The following is a 19,909-nucleotide window of genomic DNA, read 5'->3' as shown; positions in this document are numbered from 1 at the left end:
AGTGACCTTATTATAGCGACTTTAAGAACGCATTTAGCTCGGCGCGACCTTGCTTGTCTAATTTCAATACTTGTTGCTGTTGCTTTTCGGCTTCTCCGCCGTGCCAAAGAACCGCTTCCATCAGTGTACGAGCGCGTCCATCATGCAAAAACGTCGCTTGTGGATCAACCGTTTGCGCAAGTCCCACACCCCAAAGTGCGGGCGTGCGCCATTCATAAGAATTGGCTAAAAACTCAACTTGAGCATCTTTTGGTGGAAGCTTACCTGCGATGGTACGATCAGCGAGAGCATCTCCCATGTCGTGCAGCAATAAATCGGTGTAAGGATAAATCACTTGTCCATGCTGCTCAAGATGATCATCGTCAGTTTTTGGCAACTGATATCTTGGTGTATGGCAGCTTTGACAGCCCATGTCATAAAAACGCTTTTTACCCGCCAGTACCAGCGCATCATCCGCATTACGGCGGTGCGGCACTGCCAAATTACGGGTATAAAACTCCACAAACTTGGCAACATCATCGTTCACTTCCACAGGCGGTTTGCCATTGCCTTGCTCATCAGCACCTGTTGTCGCATTGAAGCAGGCGGTCTGTGTCGGCATGCAGGACTCATGAGGACGAATGTTTGACGTCAAACCCATGTCTTCGTTAAAGGCACTTTGATTCTGGGTAATCAGTTTGGTTTGACCGGCTTTCCAGCCAAAACGTCCAAGCGCACGTTTGCCAGTCTGTGGATCCATCACCCAATTGAACTTACCACTGATGTCGCTATTGCTATTATCGTTTGCTTGTTTTTTAATATCATCCTCAGGTATTTGCTCTAGCAGCCCAAGCCCAATCATAGGCAGTGCCACTCGTGGTGATACCATCATCGCCTCATCAAAAGCGCCATAACCAGGGTTGGTCAGATTAAAGGTTGGCGCACGTAGCGTCTCAATATGCCCATCAGCGAAAGTGACTGGCTTATCTGTCCACTGCACCGCAATTCTGGCTTCAGCAGGGACACCTTGGATACCCCGATCTTGCAATTGCCCACCATACATAGGGTGGACGACCTTTTCAATCAGCGAGTCCTGTAACTGTTGTCGCTGCTCATCCGTTGTTGCTGGCATAGAGAGACGAAGCAATAAACTGTCCGCATCATCATCGGCAGTCATGGGCGCATGACCGCGGCCGTCTTTGATATGGCAAGACTGACAAGCCGCCACATTGAATAGCGCACCAAGCCCATCTCGACTGTCGGTACTGGCAGGAGCGACGACCCAAGGCTGCTTAAAGAATGCATTACCGATAAAAAACGAACCCTTACGCGACGCTGTCAGGTTCGATGAAGGCTTAGAGTAGCTTTCAGCACTGGTAATACTGATACCCGTATCACCGCCTTGCTTGATCTCTTGAGGATCAAAGCTGATCAATTGCTGCATCGGCACGCCAGCCAGTGCTTCGATATTTTCGGCACGTTCAAAGGTGAGCGGTTGAGTTGTTTCACTGGTGCTTGCGCTGCCCTCATTATCCGAGGTCTTATTCGAAACGCTATCAGCTGGTTGACATGCGCTTAGCGCCGCTGCACCCATCATGAGCAGTGCAAGCTTGGATGGCAAATTTTGTATTATGGCAGAAGCAAGAAGAAAAACAGAAGACTTTGGATAGATGGCTTTCATAAACATCAAGCGCCTTAGTTTTGAGAGTAGAATCATCAAGTCGATATCGATCACGTTGTCATTGGTATCGATAGTCTGGTTCAGAATATAGCCTTATTGGCCTATTTTGAAACGGATAAATAGACGTTGCCAACCATCGTTGATAACGTCTATTTACCCAACTGATCATTTTATCAAGGTACGTCTTATACAGATAATAAGCACCTTTTAGCTACTTGGTGTCTGCTTAAAACTGTGACCCTGCATCTGCATCAAGATTATCAATACCAACAGCTTTTGCGGCATTTTCGATACCAGCGGTCAGCTCTTGCAAGCTATTAATACCCGCTTCTACCCAGCCGCGACGGATATTCTGCTCTTCAGCAGAAACGCCTTCTTGACTTGCCTGACCAACCGTTGCAATCATTTGGTCAATTTTGATGCCTTCTTTCTCGCCCTTTTCAACCATGACGTTGAATGCACCTTCGACTTTACTAAAGTCAGCGGCCAATTTATCAGCTTCCTCTACATGACTGCTGTCAACGAGATAGTCTTTAACACCATAGCCACCGACTGTTTTACCAGCGACTGTCTGGTAGCTACCATTAAAGACATTTTGGATACCGCGGACATTATTGGCATAGCTCAGATGCGTCAAATCACTAAAGCACTCATGCTCATCTTCGGTAGACCCTGTGACAAAAGCGACCTGCATACGCTCAGAGGCCAACTCACCTAATGCTAAACTACCCATTTGGTACATAATCTGACGCAGGCCATTGTCGTATTTACGCGCCATCAAATCACTACGTAGCGTATTCTCGGTATCAGGCTGCCACTGGGCTTCCATCGCCGTCAAATCATCCACCAGTAGTTGAGTAGCGGCTTTTAAGAACTCACCGCGGCGCTCACAAATACTGGCATCTTCATTAACCGTATCACCGCTGGTACATTGTCCAGCTTCCGTCACATAATCAGTGACTGGGCGATTACCCGCGCCCTCTTTTACGCCATTGGTGTCTTGACCCCATAGCATAAACTCAATCGCATGATAGCCAGTCGTTACATTGGCTTCGCTACCACCGATCTCGTTCATGTCGGCAAGCAGCTCAGGTGTAATTGTACTGGTATCTTGCTTGGTACTACCGACCGTAATGCTATCGCTATTGATGATATTTTCTTGACTGTTGTACTCACCTTCATAGTCATCACTGACATAATCGATCAGCGCCTCATCTAGCGGCCAAGCGTTGATTTGACCTTCCCAGCTATCGACGCTTTTGATCGCGCGCTTATCATTTGCCGTCACAAACCCTTCATCAAAACGGAAAATTTCCGTCTGCGAATACGGCTGACGAGCCGCTTTGTACGCAGCTTTGGCAGCATCAAGGTTGGCTTGTGTCGGTGTTGCCACAAACGTATTTACCGCTGTCTGGAGTTTTTTGGCTGTCTCTAGCGAATCCTTGTAGGCTGCATGGGCCATATTTGCGTAGCTGATGACTAACCTATCAATATGTGCTTTTTCGGCAGCTGATATTTCTGTATTGTCGCCTGTTTCTGTGCTTACAACCTCTGTCTGCGTCTCAGTAGCAGCAGAGTCTTCTTCGGTTTTTTTGGTACAGCCCGATACCATTAACAATCCTGCAAGTGCAACAGCTAAAGTAGTTGGTAAAATCTTACGGCGTGTTTCTGTGGTAATCGTCATACAAATCCTCAAAGAGATAGCAAAATTCGTTTTGGTTAAATGGCTTCCATCATATCGATTATCAAATCACGCCTTAATCAGCTGATTTGATCTCGTATATTTATGCTTATCGCATATTATCAAGCTTGTAACTATTCAGTAATAAAACACTAACAAATTATAGTGTTATTGATAATCGTTATCAATACTTAATTTTATGTTAATAATCATTAATCTTTATGATCCTTTTATAAAATGTTATCAAATACTAAACGAGCACTATTCTATTTTGGACAGCAGACATTACATTATACCTGCGCTATCCTAACTATCGAGTTTAATGAACCAAAATTTAGCGCATAAAAAAGAGCCAGCATATTGCTGACTCTTTTTGCTAGATAAGTGCGTGAAAATCATTTGCACCTACCAAATAGCTATACAGAACTGTCAATTAGTTTACGCTTTGTGGTGCATTAACCGTTAGCTCAACACGGCGGTTTTGCTGACGACCAGATTCAGTGTTGTTGGTAGCAACTGGACGTGACTCGCCATAAGCAACTACATTGATACGGTTAGAAGCAACACCGCGTGCCGTTAGATAGTTGGCAACTGAGTAAGCACGGTCGCGTGACAGACCCATGTTATAAGATGCTGAACCTTGGCTATCAGTGTGACCAGCGATCGTGATTGTGTTCTGGTTATACTGGTTCATGGTTGAAGCAAGCTTGTCTAGCGTTGGCTTGAATGATGAGTTAAGTGTTGCATCATCAAATGAGAAAGTGATGCTACCTGGCATAACAAGATCAATGTTACCGGTGGTTGGGTCTTGGTTAACAGTCACGCCTGTACCAGCCATTTGCTGCTCAAGCTGACGAGCCTGACGCTCCATGTAGTAACCAACGCCAGCACCCAGCGCTGCACCGATAGCAGCATCACGACCAGTCTTTTCGCCGCCTGTTGCTTTTGAGATAGTTGCGCCACCTGCTGCACCAACTAGGCCGCCCAATGCAGTTTTATTCAAACGTTGCTGCCCAGTGTTTGGATCAGTCGTACAACCGCTAAGTGCTAGACCTGATGCTACTGCTGCAATTAATAATGTATTACGCATGATATTTCCTCTATAAGTTTAAAAATATTATAAATCGTGCTTTATCAAGATTGTCCGTTAATCTTATTAAGTACTTATTTACTTTCGTCATTATTATGGCAATTACAATCTAACTCTGTGTAATATTTTGTCACACCTATGTATGAGAAGTGCAGATTAACTTTACGGTATTTCTTAGCATCTAAACTATCCAATACCTGTTCCTTGTTATCGCTAGTCACGTTTACACTCGTACACTGCGAAATGTTTCTGCTAAAATTATGTGGCCAAATTTCTCATCGTCAAATGACCGCTGTATCAGGAATTAATCAGCAACGCTTCTATGATTAGCGCTTAGTCCACTGGATTATTGGTCATCAATCATATGAGCAGTTTTGGCAATATTTAAAACATCGACTTGTGAAATATATGGCTTACTTATTAATTGAACTGAACCAAGAGGATTAAGCATGCGACTGACATCTACCATTCGAAAACTGCACAAACGCACGCCCAAACTGGGTAAGGCGGTTTCATTAGCGACAGCAGCAAGCGTTATCACTGCCAATAGCTTTGGTGGTAGTATTCCTTTGTGGTTGATGGGTGTCGGCAAAGTCATCACCGGTGCACCTATTGCAGATAAAGCGGTCATCAAAATCGCGACTTACTGGATCAGCAGCAACAGTGCACTAATCGATGACATGCTGCCTCGCAAAGATTGGCGTATCAGCCTACCAGATGATATTCGCATCGATGGTAAATACCTTCTGGTCAGCAACCACCAATCTTGGGTCGATACCAGCATCGTGCAATACATTGGCGAAAAGCGCCTGCCATTGACGCGCTTTTTTACTAAATTTGAGCTGATCTATATTCCCATCGTTGGGCAAGCTTTTTACTTTTTAGATTTCCCCATGATGCGCAGACACTCTAAAGAAGCCATCGCCAAAAACCCAGCACTTAAAGGTAAGGATATCGAAGAGGCCAAGCGTGCCTGTGCCCTTTTAAAAGACAAGCCGTTCACCTTGCTAAACTATCTAGAAGGTACGCGCTTTACCAAGGCCAAACATGCCAAACAGCAGTCTCCTTATACGCACTTGCTAAAACCACGAGCAGGCGGCTTATCCCTTGCGATTAACGCCCTAGGCGAGGATATCGATGGCATACTGGATGTGACCATCGTCTATCCTGATGGTGTGCCAAGCTATAGTGATTTATGGAAAGGCAATATCAAACGTTTGGGCGTGGATCTAAGATATATCGATATACCAGATGCGTTGTTTGAGGGAATTAAGCAAGGCGGCTATGAAAATGATGAAGAAATAAAGGCGCAGATGTTTGATTGGGTTGAACACATCTGGCGTCAAAAAGATCAGCGCATCACCGACATGCTGGCTGATTTTGAGACAGCCCCTAAAACTCAAGCGGCTCAATAAATGACTCACTTACGCCGTAAGTCATCACATACCTTTTAAAAGACGCAGCACTCATAGTCCGATAACGGACAAAATCTAGTCATACTGCCATAAGCGCTTGAGTAATCAATAACGCAGGGGTTAATGATGATATGTGAGCACTGTACTGATGATAGTCGCGTTGCAAATGATCATTATTACTTTATAAGTGGCTATGCATGATTTTTAATCATAGATGGGTTGTTTTTTGGCCTTATTCATTGATAATGTGATTAATCATGTACGCATCGATTTTTGATGGTTATTTTTAATAGCCGTCAAAAATTTACTCATTTCTTTGTGCCATTTATCATTTATTAAGGTATGACTGTGCCCGCCTCTCCTACTACCAGCCCGCCTATTGCAACTGCACCGGTGTCGCCTCATCTTGCAAATAGTGAGCCACCAAGGCCAAACCGTCCAAAACCCAGTCGTTTAAAGCTCACTTATGATATCGTGATGCTTATCGCTATCAGTATTGATCTTCTGCTGATCAGTCTGGATGCTGTATTGATGAGCGACTTTAGTGTCAATGCTGCACAATGGCTGTCAGTCAGCGAAGGACTAAGTTGGTATCAGGCGACGTTGCATAAGCCGTTGCGTACCGCTGGTGGGTTTTTTACCATATTTTTGGTTGCTGAATTATTATTACGCTGGGCAATCGCAATCAAAGAAAAAGTCTATTATCGCTGGTTTTTCTTCCCTTTTGTCCACTGGTACGAAGTCTTAGGCTGTTTTCCGCAGCTACGTTTGTTACGGTTATTTAGAGCCGTTGTTATCGGACGCCGATTGTACCAGCTTGGCTACCAAGTACTCCCGCAGCCATGGATCAATCGTATTAAGTTCTATATTGACCTATTATTAGAAGAGCTCTCTGATCGTGTCATCCTGACGACCATCCAAAATTTTAGGCAGGAATTGACCAACCCTGAAACGCACAAATCTTTTATCGAGTCAGCCATCACGCGCAACCGTGCTGAGATTGAAGCGGCTGTATTATCTATTCTGCGCTCAGAGCTTGCACCAAAACTACAGGAGCTGACTGCCTCATCAGGTGGTGGCAGTCTATTAGCCAGCGAAATGGGCAACGCTATTGAAGAAGGTCTAGCCAATACTCCTGAGCTGCGACGCTATTTGCGCATGATTCCTATCGCGGGTAGCCTGATCGAATCACAACTGCAGCATGTCGGACACAACATCGGTGAAAACGTTGTTTATGCCTTAAATAAGCGCCTGCTTGATCCAGCGCGGCTTGACGCATTGATGGTGGCGATTGCCAGTGGTATTGCGCAAATAGACACCGATAATAGTGCACTTGATACTCTGATTTCGAGTATCATTGATGACAGTTTGACTGCATTTGAAGCACAAGTAAAAGTACAACAATGGAAACACCAAGACATGCTCAATCTATAGTATGCCTACTAACATGACACGATAATAAAAATGACACCGTGAATACAGCGACAGAATTATTTTTAAGGGTTTATATATGACAGTTTCAGACAATAATAATCAGACTGCAAGCGCAGCACCAGCCTTAGCCCTATATGGCAAGATGCTGACCTTTTCGCGTTTACAGTTTAGTACCAGCGATCTGGGCGCTATTGAAGCCCAGCTTACTGAGACACTGAGCAATAAATCAAGCAACATTCCTATCTTGCTCGATAGCGACGTCGAGCAAGATTTATCTGCCTTAGTAGAGCTATTATGGTCATGGGGACTACAGCCGATCGGTGTGGTGACAGGCCTACTTGATGATCAAGCGCGTGAGCAGCGCTTGGCCATCTTTCCTGCAGATGGTAAACGCATTGAACGTATCGTACCTAGCAAAACAGCCCCTACACCGTCCAATAAACCTAAAGAAGATAATCGCACAGAATCAGTCAACGCTACTAGCACCGAGAGTGCGGCAAATATATCTGCCACTGAAACCACCATCTCCAGTCTTCCAGATGAGACATTGTTAAGTGCTCAGCATATTACCAGCCTCATCTACGACCAGATGCTACGCTCAGGCCAAAGCTTAAACCATGTCGGCGGCGATTTGATTTTGACAAACAGTGTGAATAGCGGTGCTGAAGCCATCACTGACAACAGCTTACATGTCTATGGACGTGCGCAAGGTCGCTTGGTGGCAGGCGCAACGGGTGACAAAGATGCCCGCATTTTTTGCCAAGTCTTTAACCCCTCCCTCGTGTCTGTAGCTGGAACTTACTGTTTACGGGACAACCTACCTGAGCACGTGATAGACAAACCTGTGCAAGTAAAGTTTGTGGAAGGTGAAGGCCTAGTATTTATCGTAATGGATGAAGCTTAATTATTGCTCAGTTAAAAATAATAAACGGTTAGGTGATTGTCTAGTAAAGTAAACTGGGTAAGGTAAGCTGTAATTATATAAGCTGCTGTGTCAGATAAATAAAACAAGATATATTAAATTAATCGTTACAATTGGGCTATTATTAAGTGTTGGTTCTAACGTTATTTGCCGTATATTTAAATAGCTATCAAACGGCTAAAAATTATCGCCATTAACTGTAAAATTTATAAGCAAAAGCCCTTTATAGCTCATATCTCAGTTGTTTTTCTGCTTTAATATAGACTTGCTATAAATCCTTGTATATTTATGCTAGGCTATCTTCGCAGATAGTACATATATAGTTAGTAGATAAATACCATGCAATTGTGCTATTTATATAAAAGATATCCCATTGATTCATAGGAGTGTGCCATTGTGGCGAAGATAGTTGTAATCACTTCAGGTAAAGGCGGTGTAGGCAAAACCACGACTAGCGCCTCTTTTGCCGCTGGTTTAGCATTGCGTGGCTATAAAACGGTTGTAATTGATTTTGATGTAGGTCTACGTAATCTAGACTTGATCATGGGTTGTGAAAACCGAATTGTTTATGATTTCGTTGATGTCATTACCGGTAGCGCACGCTTGTCGCAAGCACTTGTCAAAGACAAACAGCTTGAAAACCTGTATATCCTTCCTGCTAGTCAGACGCGTGACAAAGACGCATTGACGGACGAAGGTGTCGCAGAGGTCATGAATGAGCTGTCTAAACAGTTTGACTATATCATCTGTGACTCACCTGCTGGTATCGAGCGCGGTGCACAGTTGGCCATGTATCACGCTGACGAAGCCATCATTGTTACCAACCCTGAGATCTCTTCAGTACGTGACTCGGATCGCATCATCGGTATTTTGCAAAGTCAAACGAAAAAGGTTGAAGAAAACCTAGGCTCTGTACGTGAGCACTTGGTTATCACTCGTTACAATGCAGAACGTGCTGCTGCGAACGAGATGATGGACATCGACACTATCTCAAATGACATCTTAAAAGTACCATTGCTCGGCGTTGTGCCTGAGAGCCATTCTGTGCTCGAAGCATCGAACCACGGTGAGCCTGTTATTCATTATACCGACTCTGTTGCTGGTCAATGTTATGATGATATCGTCGCCCGTTTCTTAGGCGAAGAGCGTCCACTACGTCATATTGATGTGAAGAAAAAGAGTTTACTACAGCGCTGGTTTGGGGGTTAATGATGACTAAGAAAAAAGGATTTTGGAGTAGCCTATTCGGTACTGACGATGGCAGTAGTGCAGGCAGTGCCAATCTAGCTACCGAACGCCTCAAGGTTATCGTTGCTAGCGAAAATCGTCTAAATAACCGCCTAACGGTTGATCGTATCGAAAAAATGAAACGTGAAATCTTAGAAGTGGTCAACAAATATGTGAATGGCGTGCAGATTGATGATGTCAATATCAATCATCGCTCAGAAGACAGCTTAGATGTGTTAGAGATGAACATTAATTTACCGGAACACAAAAAATAAATTTGTAACCAGACCTTTAGACCGTAAGCACTTTCATTTATCACTTAAAAAGCCTTAAGTAATGCACTTAGGGCTTTTTTGCATCTTTAAGTTTATTGGTACGGCATGCTGTATACAGCATTCGAGCATTGATCAATAGCAGATCATTTCATACGTGATATTAAATTGTCTTTTTTAATAAACTGATGATACAAGGCAGCACCAATATGCAGCGCTGTAAAACCGATGATCATTGGCCAAATAATATCGGTATGTAAATCATTATAAAAGCGGGCCAAACTCCTATCAGGAGTCACAAACACGGGTATTTGGAATAAACCAAAGATATCGACAGGACGACCACCATATACAGTCATCAATAAACCAGCAAGCGGCATAGCGATCAGAATGGCATAGAGCGCAAAATGCGATAGCTTAGAGACCATCGATTGCCATTTTGGCATTGGTATAGACGGTGGCGCTTTGGTAAAGATGCGGTTGATAACTCGCGCAATCATCCAAAACAACAAGCTTATCCCAAACGCTTTGTGAAATCCGATATATAGATTGCTATCGAGATTTTCATGCAGCAGTATCATCACCCATGTGATCAATAATAAAACTGCGCTGATCCAATGAAATATACGACTGCTGAGCGACCATTTTGATACGTTAGAATTATTCATGAGCGGCTCTATAGTTTTTATTAAACGTTATTTATAATTGATATTATATATAGGGCAGCAACTCATTCAATAACAAAAAGTAATCAGCATTGCTCGGGTACTACCTATGAGGTGAAGCATAACTGAAACTTAGACGAGAATCTAGTCATCTAAATTCACCAAATGATGCGCAATTTTGTCCAAGTCTGGTACCAAATAAACATTATCGTCAATCATAACGGTTTGATACAGATAAGAGAGCACAACGTTTTCGTCAGACTGCCCTTCTATTTTATCAACGCTAGTATCCGCAAACTGCTCGGGAAGCTCTGTATCTTTGACGTCAGAAATACGGGCTTGTAATTGGCGCAACTCACCTGCCGTTTGCAAAGCAAATCGATGCTCGGTGGTATTACCCTCTAGTATGATGACTTTCTCTGGTGTTCTATCTTGCGGTAACAAGTGAAAGACAGCAAGATTTTGCTCTTGCCACTGATACTTGGATATACGCTCTTGATAATCGTCGACGCTCAAAATCAAACTGCTCGGAATAATCCAATCGGGTTGGTTAGATGCTGGCACGATAGTCACATCGAGCATACCATTGTTCGTGGTCAGTAAACTTACCGCTTCAAATGAGTGTTTCAAAATTTGTTTCATACGTCGCTCACAATCAGTTAGCGTGAATGGCTTGCTGCCCTTTCACCAATATAATCAGTCAGTTTTTTTGCCAAATCTGTCGGACTACCAACGAAACCACAATACCCTGAGTCAATAATAGCCTGAGGTTGACTCGGACATGCACTCAGACTAGGGTCTTGCGCCCACAACTGGCTGTTGTTGTCTTGAACCATATCCAAATACTGAGAGCCATCATTGCCCATACCCGAAAATATAATATTGATTAGATCGCTACCATAGACATCACTGGTGTTTTTTAGAATCTGACCAATAGCAGGCTTATATTCACCGCTCCATGCTTGATCTAACAAGATGACCCTACCAGCTGAATCACAGACTATTTGCTTATCAATAGGGGCTATGAGGCAATGCCCTGCTCGCAAACGCTGCGAGGACGCGATAACCTCACAGCGCCAATCATTATGGCGATTGAGTATCCGTGGTAACGTACCAATCATGGTCTGATTGAAATGATGCGCCAATAAAATACACACTGGCAGTGTCGCTGGCACATTGTCTAAAAATTCTTTTACCGCACTAGGGCCGCCCATAGACGCGCCCAGAAACACGACATACTGCCAGCTTCTTTCAGTGTCATCGCCCTTGTATTCGGGAGTATCGATCAGGGCTGGTAGTGCTAAAAGCTTTGCAAGTTTACGTTTTAACTTACGCTGCCATTTACCATATTGCTGTGCCTCATTGAGATACGGTGCTTGGCTAAAGCCCACCAAGACAGCCGCTGATTTTGACGCGATTGTTGCGGTTGCTACACTGTCGTCGTAATCACTGTCTATCAGCCAAATATCAATATCTGCATTAGACAGCTCACTTTTTTCTTGCCACTGTGCTCTTGACACACAACCTACAAGGGTAAAGCCGCAACTACGTACGGTATCTGAAAAAGCCAAGCGCTGGCGATGATCCTCTGCCATCACCAGCACTTTGATATCATGATTGCTTTTTTGCCGCAGTGCTAAAACACGTGCATTATCCGTCATTAGTTAGGCTAACCTCTTCACCTAGTAGTCTTTGAATTTTTTCAAGAAGCTCTTTTTCTTGGAATGGTTTACCCATATAGTCGTTCACCCCAATCTCTAGAGCACGCTCACGATGTTTTTCTCCAGTACGTGAGGTAATCATAATAATTGGGATATGCTGTAATCGACTATTGAATCTGACCTGAGTCGCCACCTCGAATCCATCCATACGCGGCATTTCGATATCTAACAAGATCATATCTGGTGTTGTATCTTGTAGTATCTCGATTGCATCGATGCCATCTTTTGCAACCGCCACATTGAATCCTTGACGCTCCAAGAAGCGAGACGTTACCTTACGTACAGTCACTGAGTCGTCGACTACCAGTATCGTTGATTTGGTGGCGATACGTCCTCGCTTGGTACTCGCAGATTTTGAGAGGTTTTTGACCAGCTGTGCGTTACGCATTAATGCAATTAAGTCTAGGATGAGCATTACCGAGCCATCACCCATGATAGTAGCCGCTGAGATACCTGGTATATTTGATAGTTGCTGGCCTAGAGGCTTAACAACCACTTCGATACGTGATCCTGCAATCTGATCAACCTGCAGTGCAATATTTTGCCCTGTGCGGTTTTTAATAATAATCAGCGGCAGACTGGTGTTGGTATTAACCACCAGCTCGTTCAGTTTATTACCAGATAAGATCTCGTTGAGATAGCGTACACGATATTCCGTGTCTTCAAAGTTCAATGTAGCATCATCTGAATGATAATAGTCATAGAGCTTTTCTGGGTTAACCCGTACCACGCGCTCAATCTGTACCAATGGTATTGCATAGTAACGATCTGCGGCGCGCACAACCAGCGCATCAGAAACAGCAACAGTCAATGGCAAGCGCATCGTAAATTTAGAGCCTTTGCCAAGCTCGGAGACAACAGAGACCGCACCGCCTAACTGACGAATTTCACTAATAACAACGTCCATGCCAACGCCGCGTCCAGAAATCTGTGTCACCTGCTTACTAGTACTCAGCCCAGCATTAAAGATATATTGCATAATATCAAGATCAGAGAGACTGTCATCGTCTGCATCAATAAGACCTTGAGAGATCGCTTTATTTCTTACCGCTTCTACATCGATACCACGGCCATCATCTGATAGTTGGATGACAATCTCACTACCTTCGCGATGTACCTCAAGCGTAATATTACCACTGCGCTCTTTACCTGCTTTTAGACGTGCTGATGTGGTTTCGATACCGTGATCGACAGCATTTCGTAGCATATGCTCAAGCGGTGAGGTAATCCGCTCTAGGATGGTTCTGTCCATCTCATCATCAGCGTTGATGATGGTCAGCTCAACCGATTTATTCAACTCATTAGCCGTCTGCCGAACAATACGCTCAAGACGCGGTGTCAGACGCGTGAATGGTACCATACGCGAATTCATCAGCCCATCTTGCAACTCAGTCTGTGTCCGCGATAGCTGTAGCAACAGGCTTTCACTATCACGAGTCTTTTCTAATAGAGTATGGTTAATATCCACCAAATCCGAGGCAGATTCTGTCAATGATTTTGATAATTGATTCAGTGAAGAATACTGATCCATCTCGAGAGGATCGAAATCCTCATTATCAATCAGCTCATCATCTATTTGTGACAAAATCTGAGCTTCAAGCTCAATCTCCATACGGCGTAACTGATCTGCCAGTCGCTGTACCGTTGTACCCATCTCTTCGATACTGTTGGTCAAGCTACTAATACCCATATCAATACGGGCGCGGTTAATCGCTGACTCACCAGATAGATTAATCATATGCTCAATCAGACCACCTGAGATACGAATCATTTCATTACTACTAGTGCTGTCGTCCTCCTTATTGGTATTACTGAACATAGATGGCATCTCGCTAATATCTTTTGCAAGATAGTGAGAGTCTTGGTTTTCTTTGGCAATCAAAATTGCTTCGCGCTGAGACTGTAGGGATTCTTTAGGAACTTGTTTGAGACTATCAGGATTTCTCCCAAACTGCTCTAACGCCTCGATCAATAGTGCAGGCGTTGGTGGATTGACATGTTGCTGAAGAATAAATACGGCATCAGCAAGCCAATCATGACTGGCAACTAGCAACTCTAATACTTTCTGAGTAGGGGGACGACGGTTACTCACAAAATCCGTATAAACCGACTCCATCTCATGCGCCAAATCAGCGATACCGGACGCAGTCACCATTCGGGCACCGCCCTTAATCGTATGCAGATCTCGCTGAAGTGCTTGTAATGCTGTGGTATTATTTGTGTCGTTCAAGAACAAATGCAGGTATTTATTACGATTGGTAAGCTCCTCCGCCTCTTCTAAGAACACCGATAATATGTCTGGATCAGGCAACCCATTAGCCCATGATTGCTTAATCATAGTATCTAGGCTGAGCAATTCTGATGTTTCGGTATTGCTAATGGCCTCATCCGCCACTACGTTTTGAATGTCTGGTTCAAAATAGTTTTTCGGTACTGGTATGATCAGCTCTACCGTTTCTGGTAAGGTTTTTTCTTTTTCAAACGTTCTTAGTTGCTCAATCAGCTCTGAGGTGAAAAAGGATTTTTTATGATTCACGATATGCATCACTTGTTGCGACATCGTGTCTTGCACCATTTGCATAATCTCAAGCCACTGTGTCGTCGGCTCTCGTCTGTTTTCTACAAAAGACTCATAAACACTTTCTGCTTCGTGAGTTAGATCACCAATACTACGAATGCCAGCCATCCGTGCGCCACCTTTAATGGTGTGCAAATGACGCTGTAATACTTTTAGCGAGTTGATATTAGTAATATCGTCACGCCATTTATTGAAACTCTCATCTAGGGCGTTATCAAGTTCTTGAGCTTCTTCTAAGAAAATCTCTAATAGCTCAATATCCGTATCAATCGTTTCAAATTGGATTTCAGGTGCTGAAATAGCTCGAACGACAAAGCCTTCGTCGTTATCGTCAAGGTTATCATTTTGATAGATACCTTGTAGCTCACTCATTACCTGCTGGTCTATTTTCAATGACGTACTACCAGCTAGGGCATCGAATAGCCCAATCAACTGGGCATGACCTGATAGCAGAATAGATTGAATATCTCTATCTCTCGCTTTATCAATATTATCACTCAGGTAACTATAGGCATTACCTAGCTCATTCAGAACGGTAATGAATTTTGGAAATGCTTGAGCTTTATCTATTAAACAGGTGATTTGTGAAATTTGCTGCGCGATATAGTCTTGACTGTGTTCTTTTTCAGCATGACCAAGCGCCTCCTCTAACTCCCACTCAGCATCTAATAACGTGTCGATATTATTATCTAATAGCTCTTCTATCGTTGGTTTGCTATTAGTAACAACGGTCGCATCAGCATCACTAATGACATACTGCTCAGCCAGCATTGCTTGCAATGACGCTATGTCTTGCTCTTGCTGACTGTGTGAATCTTCTACTATGACACTACGCTGCTGAATATTTTGTTTGTAGCTGCTTAAATAACCATTTATCAGCTTGGCAGATTGCGCTAAAGCCTCTAGATGTTGGGCACTCATCGCTATATCTTGCTGATGCAATAGCTCCAAACTGTGCTCTATCGCTGCGCTAACTTCGCTGATAGCAGCCAAAGCACTGGAGCCAGATGCGGCTCGTAATGTGTGAAATGCACGTACTATTTCATCCGTTATCTCAATCAGTTGCTGATCTTGATTGTCGCTGACAAATTGATCAATGTGATGAAGTAACTCTTCTGCTTCATCAATAAATATCTTACAAAATGCTTTTTCTTCTTCGCTTTGAGGCGCTAAAACAACAGTTGCCTCTGCCATTTTTTCGTTGACAGAATGGAAGGTCTGTAGCGTCATGTCTATCGCTTCATTAGTCTCATCATAGGTAGGATTGTCTTCGTCTATGCTAGTTATCAATACAGGCTCTTGCGCGGCGTCAGCTTCAGCTTCAGAATGGCTTGTTGCTTGCTCATATAAGCGAGAGTAACTAAACGCATCACCCTGTTGCTTACTATAGGCATTGGCGCAGGCAATCCATAAGGGCACTAAAGCTGGGTAATCTTGGCTGTTATTTTCAAATGCTACTAACATTTCAGGATAAGCGGCCAATACATCTGACATCAGCTGACACATATCATTTGAGACAATAACACTATGATCCAATACGCGATTAAGCATATTCTCTATCGCCCATGCTAGCTCGGCGGTGTAATTAGCGCCCACCATGCGACCAGAGCCTTTTAGAGTATGAAAACCGCGACGGATATCTTTTAGAGCGGCAAGGTCAGTCGATGCTAGCTGCCAACCTTCATATAAAGGTACGATTTCGGCAAGTACTTCCTCGGCCTCTTCTATAAATATCTCTTTAATATCAGGATCTGAATCATTCGCATCGGCTGCTAATTGCTCGGTTTCTTGCATAAACGGGATAAGTACTGCTGGAATCTCTAAACCAGATAGCGATTCTGGTATATTTGTATTATTGCTTTCAGAATCTGCTCCTTCAGCACCATCAACGCTCGAAAGTAATGTTTCTAACGATACATCATCCATTGAATCAGAGTCATCGATACCTAACGCTACTTCAGCTGATGTTTCAGTGATTCCAGTCTCAAACGTATCTAAACCAGCATTGACAGGCTGCTGCGTCATTAGGTTACGACTTTTCAGAATAGTAATAGCAGGATCAGAGCTCGGTAATTGTTGTGCGGCAAAATCTGTCAGTAGCACTGGCAAACGTTCCGCCGTCTCTATTACCAGACGTACGACATCGTCTGTTACAGGGAGTGTCTTATCCAACAGACGGTTAAGTAGGTTTTCTATTGACCACGCCATCTCACTGATGCTAAAGGCACCAACCATGCGGCCTGAGCCTTTTAAGGTATGAAAGCTTCTACGGACTTCGGTCAAGGGTGTTAGATTTTGTGAATCCTGCTGCCAAATAGGAAGAAAATCTTCTAAATCAGTAATGACGTCGTTCACTTCTTCGATAAAAATATCACGAATCTCTTCATCAACTTCAAAGTTGTCAGGCTTGAGTTGTTCACGAGCACGCAGCAATGCATCACTCTCTACATTAGGATTAGTATCAGTGGTATCTTGCGTTGCTATCACCGTTTCATTATCTGAGCTGGTCACAGGTGCGATCTCACCACTATCATCATAACGAAGCACATTCATCGCGACTGGCTTTTGCGTCAGCCATGTATCGTTAGTTGTTTCTGGTGATTTCGCATACGCATTAAGAAGCTGTGATGCTTTCGCTGCATACTCATTTGCCTGCGTCAATAAGTTTTGATCAAAGACTTGCTGCGCAAGATAGTCGAGTAACAATTCAATCGAGGTCAGACTCTCCGCCAAGGCTTGGGTCACATCCCAGCTAAGTACAGCAACCTCATGAGTGAGCAGTTGTGTGAATATACTGCCTATATTTTCTATCGTCTCACTAATGACTGGCAGTCCCATATCATCAAAAGCATGGGCAATCTTGTCAAAGTCAGCAATGACTGGTAAAGACTGGATATCTTGACGTTGTATATACTCGTTAAAGCTTTCCTTGATCTCTTCAACGGCAATACGTAGCTCACGTAAGTCACTGTCAGTAGAAACTGACTCATGTCTATCTTCATCCTTTACATCACTGCTATCAAACGCTTCAGGTATAATAGCAAAAGAAGAAGCGCCAATTTTGAGTGATATTGCCTGCTCGGTATCGTAAATAGCACTATATAGCTCTTGTAACTTGCGCTCTATGTGCCATTGCTGCTGCGTAAACTCTGTCTCTGATAAGCGTGCTTGCTCTAAATCTGTAAGGATCGATTCAACTTGCGACGCATATTGCACCCAACCTCGACTCTCAAGCTGGCTCTTTATATATCGTAGAGGATTTATTAGCGTATCTGGCTTATCTAGATTGAAGATAAGAGTCTCAATCTCACTGAGCAATCGCGTTAAAAAACGTAAGGTCGCAGGCTCACGCTGTGATATCTCATTAAGGGTAGATTGAGTTCGCTCGCTACTATTCTCTAGGTAGATGAGCTGAATATAGACACTGTTGATCAAGCCTTTAACAAGGCTCGAAGATAAGTGCGTGGGCTGAGTAGCAGATTCTATGACGCGATCAAGCTGACCTAATAGTGGCGCATAATATTCAGGTGATGGCGCTTCATTATGGGCAAGATCACTCAGCCACAACTCGCTCAAATACCATAGACGCTGTAAATCATTGTCTTGAGTATTCTGCCATAGATATTGACTAACTTTTTCTAAAATTTGTAGAACAGGTGCCTGATTGATATTGGCAACCAGCAATTTTTGTACTTGCTGTCGCCACACCAGTAACATCTGCTGATAGTGTTGATCTTCTAAATTGGTCGTAACATTACTCGTGGGTACTGCGATCTGAATGCTATTGACAATATCTTCATGAACCATATCTTCATGAGTATCATCATTGTTTAGATGCGCATGCTGGGTATCAGTAGCATCTATAAATGCATCTGCTTCCACACCTCGTTGCGATAGTATCTGAGCAAGCTCATTAGTAGCCTTATTTATTAGAGCACGGTTGTATTTGCCTAGATGCGTATATTGATTGAGCGCATGTTGCAATAACTTATGAGAAAACTTGCCTATTTGACAGTCTCTAGCAGACAGATTGTGACTAGCCCCCAAGCTCGCCATAAAACTCAACTTATTGGCAAGATCTGCTAGTAGAGGCAAGCGAATCATAGTCAGCGCACCACTAACTTGATAGTAGTGCGATGTCATCTGTTGATAACTGTCGATATCAGCACCTGATTGCCAGCCATCAGATATCTGTGATAATTGCTGATTGAGCAGTGGCGACAACCACTCAAGCGTCACTATGTCATTGGGCTGCTTTTTCATAGGTTTATCCTAACTCGTCTAGGCACTAATTTAGGCACTAATTTTTTGCCACACATTCACTTGTGGGTGCGCAATACGGCGCATATTCGAAGGGCGCCAAAACAACGCCTCACCTGGAGCCAATATAATATATCCCTCTACCGCACACTGCTCTGATAGCCATGCCAAAATATCACGCTGATCAAACTTGCGAAAATACAGCAGCATGTTTTGGCAGATAATCACATTTTGAAGATGCGAAGTGGGTGATTTTTGTTCAATAACATTGTGTAGAGCAAAGCTAACATAAGGTCGTAAAGCTGGCGCTACTTGCCAGTCAAACTGAGTATTGATAGACCTTTCTACTTTACTAGAAGTATCAGCCATACTCAGCTCATTACCTGCATTTTTGGTGATCAAAGGGTAAACAAACTGCTGACAATTTTGAGGAATTAATGAATACTGCCGTTGATCATATTGTCCTAATCGCGCGTTTGTAATCGCTTGCTCGCTCACATCTGTTCCCAGTATCACATGATTGGATAACTGCGCTGCTGTCAGACTCATGGCCAGTGACCAAGTCTCGTGCCCACTTGCACAACCAACGCTCCAAATGCGAAAGGGCTTACTCCTGTCATCTGCACACTTGTCTATTGCATATCGTGTGATGAAATCGATAGAAGGTTTATGACGAAAAAAGCGACTCTCATGAATGAGCACTTTGTCTAATAGCTGCTGACGAATCTCATTATTCTTTGGTAATTGATACCAGAGCTGCTGAGTAGTGAGTCCATTTAATGTTGCTGTGTGGTCAATGGCATTGGTCAACCACTGCAGCTGCGTATTTGGCAATATAAAGCCAATCTCTTGTTCTATATATCTCTGCCATTGCTGTAAATTAGCACTATCGCCCTGTATCATCTCATCACCCCATACAGGTTCAAATGTATTAGATAGAGCCTTTTCTGCTTGTATATGATTGTTCACGTCGCCTGCTATTAT

General features: G+C 43.5%; 13 protein-coding genes. 5 read left to right on the top strand and 8 right to left on the bottom strand.

Going from position 1 to position 19,909, the window contains the following annotated elements; all coding sequences use genetic code 11:
* Positions 1-10: 10 nt before the first annotated feature.
* The 3 genes from BLR43_RS05215 to BLR43_RS05205 all read right to left on the bottom strand — a co-directional run bounded on the left by BLR43_RS05215 (position 11) and on the right by BLR43_RS05205 (position 4,431).
* Positions 11-1,660, bottom strand: a complete 1,650-nt coding sequence (locus BLR43_RS05215) for a di-heme oxidoreductase family protein (RefSeq protein ID WP_227674125.1) — start codon at positions 1,658-1,660, stop codon at positions 11-13.
* A gap of 226 nt (positions 1,661-1,886) precedes the next feature.
* Positions 1,887-3,344 (bottom strand): imelysin family protein, encoded by a 1,458-nt coding sequence (locus BLR43_RS05210; RefSeq protein ID WP_093069315.1) that lies wholly within the window; start codon positions 3,342-3,344, stop codon positions 1,887-1,889.
* 430 nt (positions 3,345-3,774) lie between these two features.
* The gene (locus BLR43_RS05205) at positions 3,775-4,431 is read right to left on the bottom strand and encodes a YiaD family glycine zipper/OmpA-like lipoprotein (protein ID WP_093069313.1); all 657 of its coding nucleotides are present in this window, start codon (positions 4,429-4,431) and stop codon (positions 3,775-3,777) included.
* A 449-nt stretch (positions 4,432-4,880) separates the two neighbouring features.
* On the opposite strand from BLR43_RS05205, the gene BLR43_RS05200 reads away from it, so the two are divergent.
* From BLR43_RS05200 to minE, 5 genes are all read left to right on the top strand, one after another.
* Positions 4,881-5,846, top strand: a complete 966-nt coding sequence (locus tag BLR43_RS05200; protein WP_093069311.1) for an acyltransferase — start codon at positions 4,881-4,883, stop codon at positions 5,844-5,846.
* Positions 5,847-6,188: 342 nt separating this feature from the next.
* Complete coding sequence (locus BLR43_RS05195; protein WP_227517143.1) at positions 6,189-7,280, top strand: hypothetical protein; 1,092 nt, start codon at positions 6,189-6,191, stop codon at positions 7,278-7,280.
* Positions 7,281-7,356: 76 nt separating this feature from the next.
* Positions 7,357-8,184 carry a septum site-determining protein MinC gene (gene minC / locus BLR43_RS05190; RefSeq protein WP_071002994.1) on the top strand — a complete coding sequence of 276 codons (828 nt, stop codon included), beginning with the start codon at positions 7,357-7,359 and terminating at the stop codon, positions 8,182-8,184.
* Positions 8,185-8,598: 414 nt separating this feature from the next.
* The gene (gene minD, locus BLR43_RS05185; RefSeq protein WP_071002993.1) at positions 8,599-9,411 is read left to right on the top strand and encodes a septum site-determining protein MinD; all 813 of its coding nucleotides are present in this window, start codon (positions 8,599-8,601) and stop codon (positions 9,409-9,411) included.
* 2 nt (positions 9,412-9,413) lie between these two features.
* The gene (minE, locus tag BLR43_RS05180) at positions 9,414-9,704 is read left to right on the top strand and encodes a cell division topological specificity factor MinE (RefSeq protein ID WP_071003763.1); all 291 of its coding nucleotides are present in this window, start codon (positions 9,414-9,416) and stop codon (positions 9,702-9,704) included.
* A gap of 143 nt (positions 9,705-9,847) precedes the next feature.
* Here minE and BLR43_RS05175 read toward each other — a convergent pair whose 3' ends face one another.
* From BLR43_RS05175 to BLR43_RS05155, 5 genes are all read right to left on the bottom strand, one after another.
* Positions 9,848-10,369 carry a cytochrome b gene (locus BLR43_RS05175; protein ID WP_071002992.1) on the bottom strand — a complete coding sequence of 174 codons (522 nt, stop codon included), beginning with the start codon at positions 10,367-10,369 and terminating at the stop codon, positions 9,848-9,850.
* 141 nt (positions 10,370-10,510) lie between these two features.
* The gene (locus tag BLR43_RS05170; RefSeq protein WP_058025479.1) at positions 10,511-11,008 is read right to left on the bottom strand and encodes a hypothetical protein; all 498 of its coding nucleotides are present in this window, start codon (positions 11,006-11,008) and stop codon (positions 10,511-10,513) included.
* 17 nt (positions 11,009-11,025) lie between these two features.
* Positions 11,026-12,027 carry a chemotaxis protein CheB gene (locus BLR43_RS05165; protein WP_093069309.1) on the bottom strand — a complete coding sequence of 334 codons (1,002 nt, stop codon included), beginning with the start codon at positions 12,025-12,027 and terminating at the stop codon, positions 11,026-11,028.
* Complete coding sequence (locus BLR43_RS05160; protein ID WP_093069306.1) at positions 12,017-18,928, bottom strand: Hpt domain-containing protein; 6,912 nt, start codon at positions 18,926-18,928, stop codon at positions 12,017-12,019. The genes BLR43_RS05165 and BLR43_RS05160 overlap by 11 nt, the downstream gene beginning before the upstream one ends.
* 30 nt (positions 18,929-18,958) lie before the next feature.
* Positions 18,959-19,894, bottom strand: coding sequence for a CheR family methyltransferase (locus BLR43_RS05155; protein ID WP_071002989.1), 936 nt, complete (start codon positions 19,892-19,894; stop codon positions 18,959-18,961).
* Between the last annotated feature and the right edge of the window lie 15 nt (positions 19,895-19,909).

It is taken from the genome of Psychrobacter pacificensis (assembly GCF_900101915.1).
Lineage (GTDB): Bacteria > Pseudomonadota > Gammaproteobacteria > Pseudomonadales > Moraxellaceae > Psychrobacter > Psychrobacter pacificensis.
Note: the sequence above shows the minus strand (reverse complement) of the source record. Positions and strands in the feature narration are given on the sequence as shown.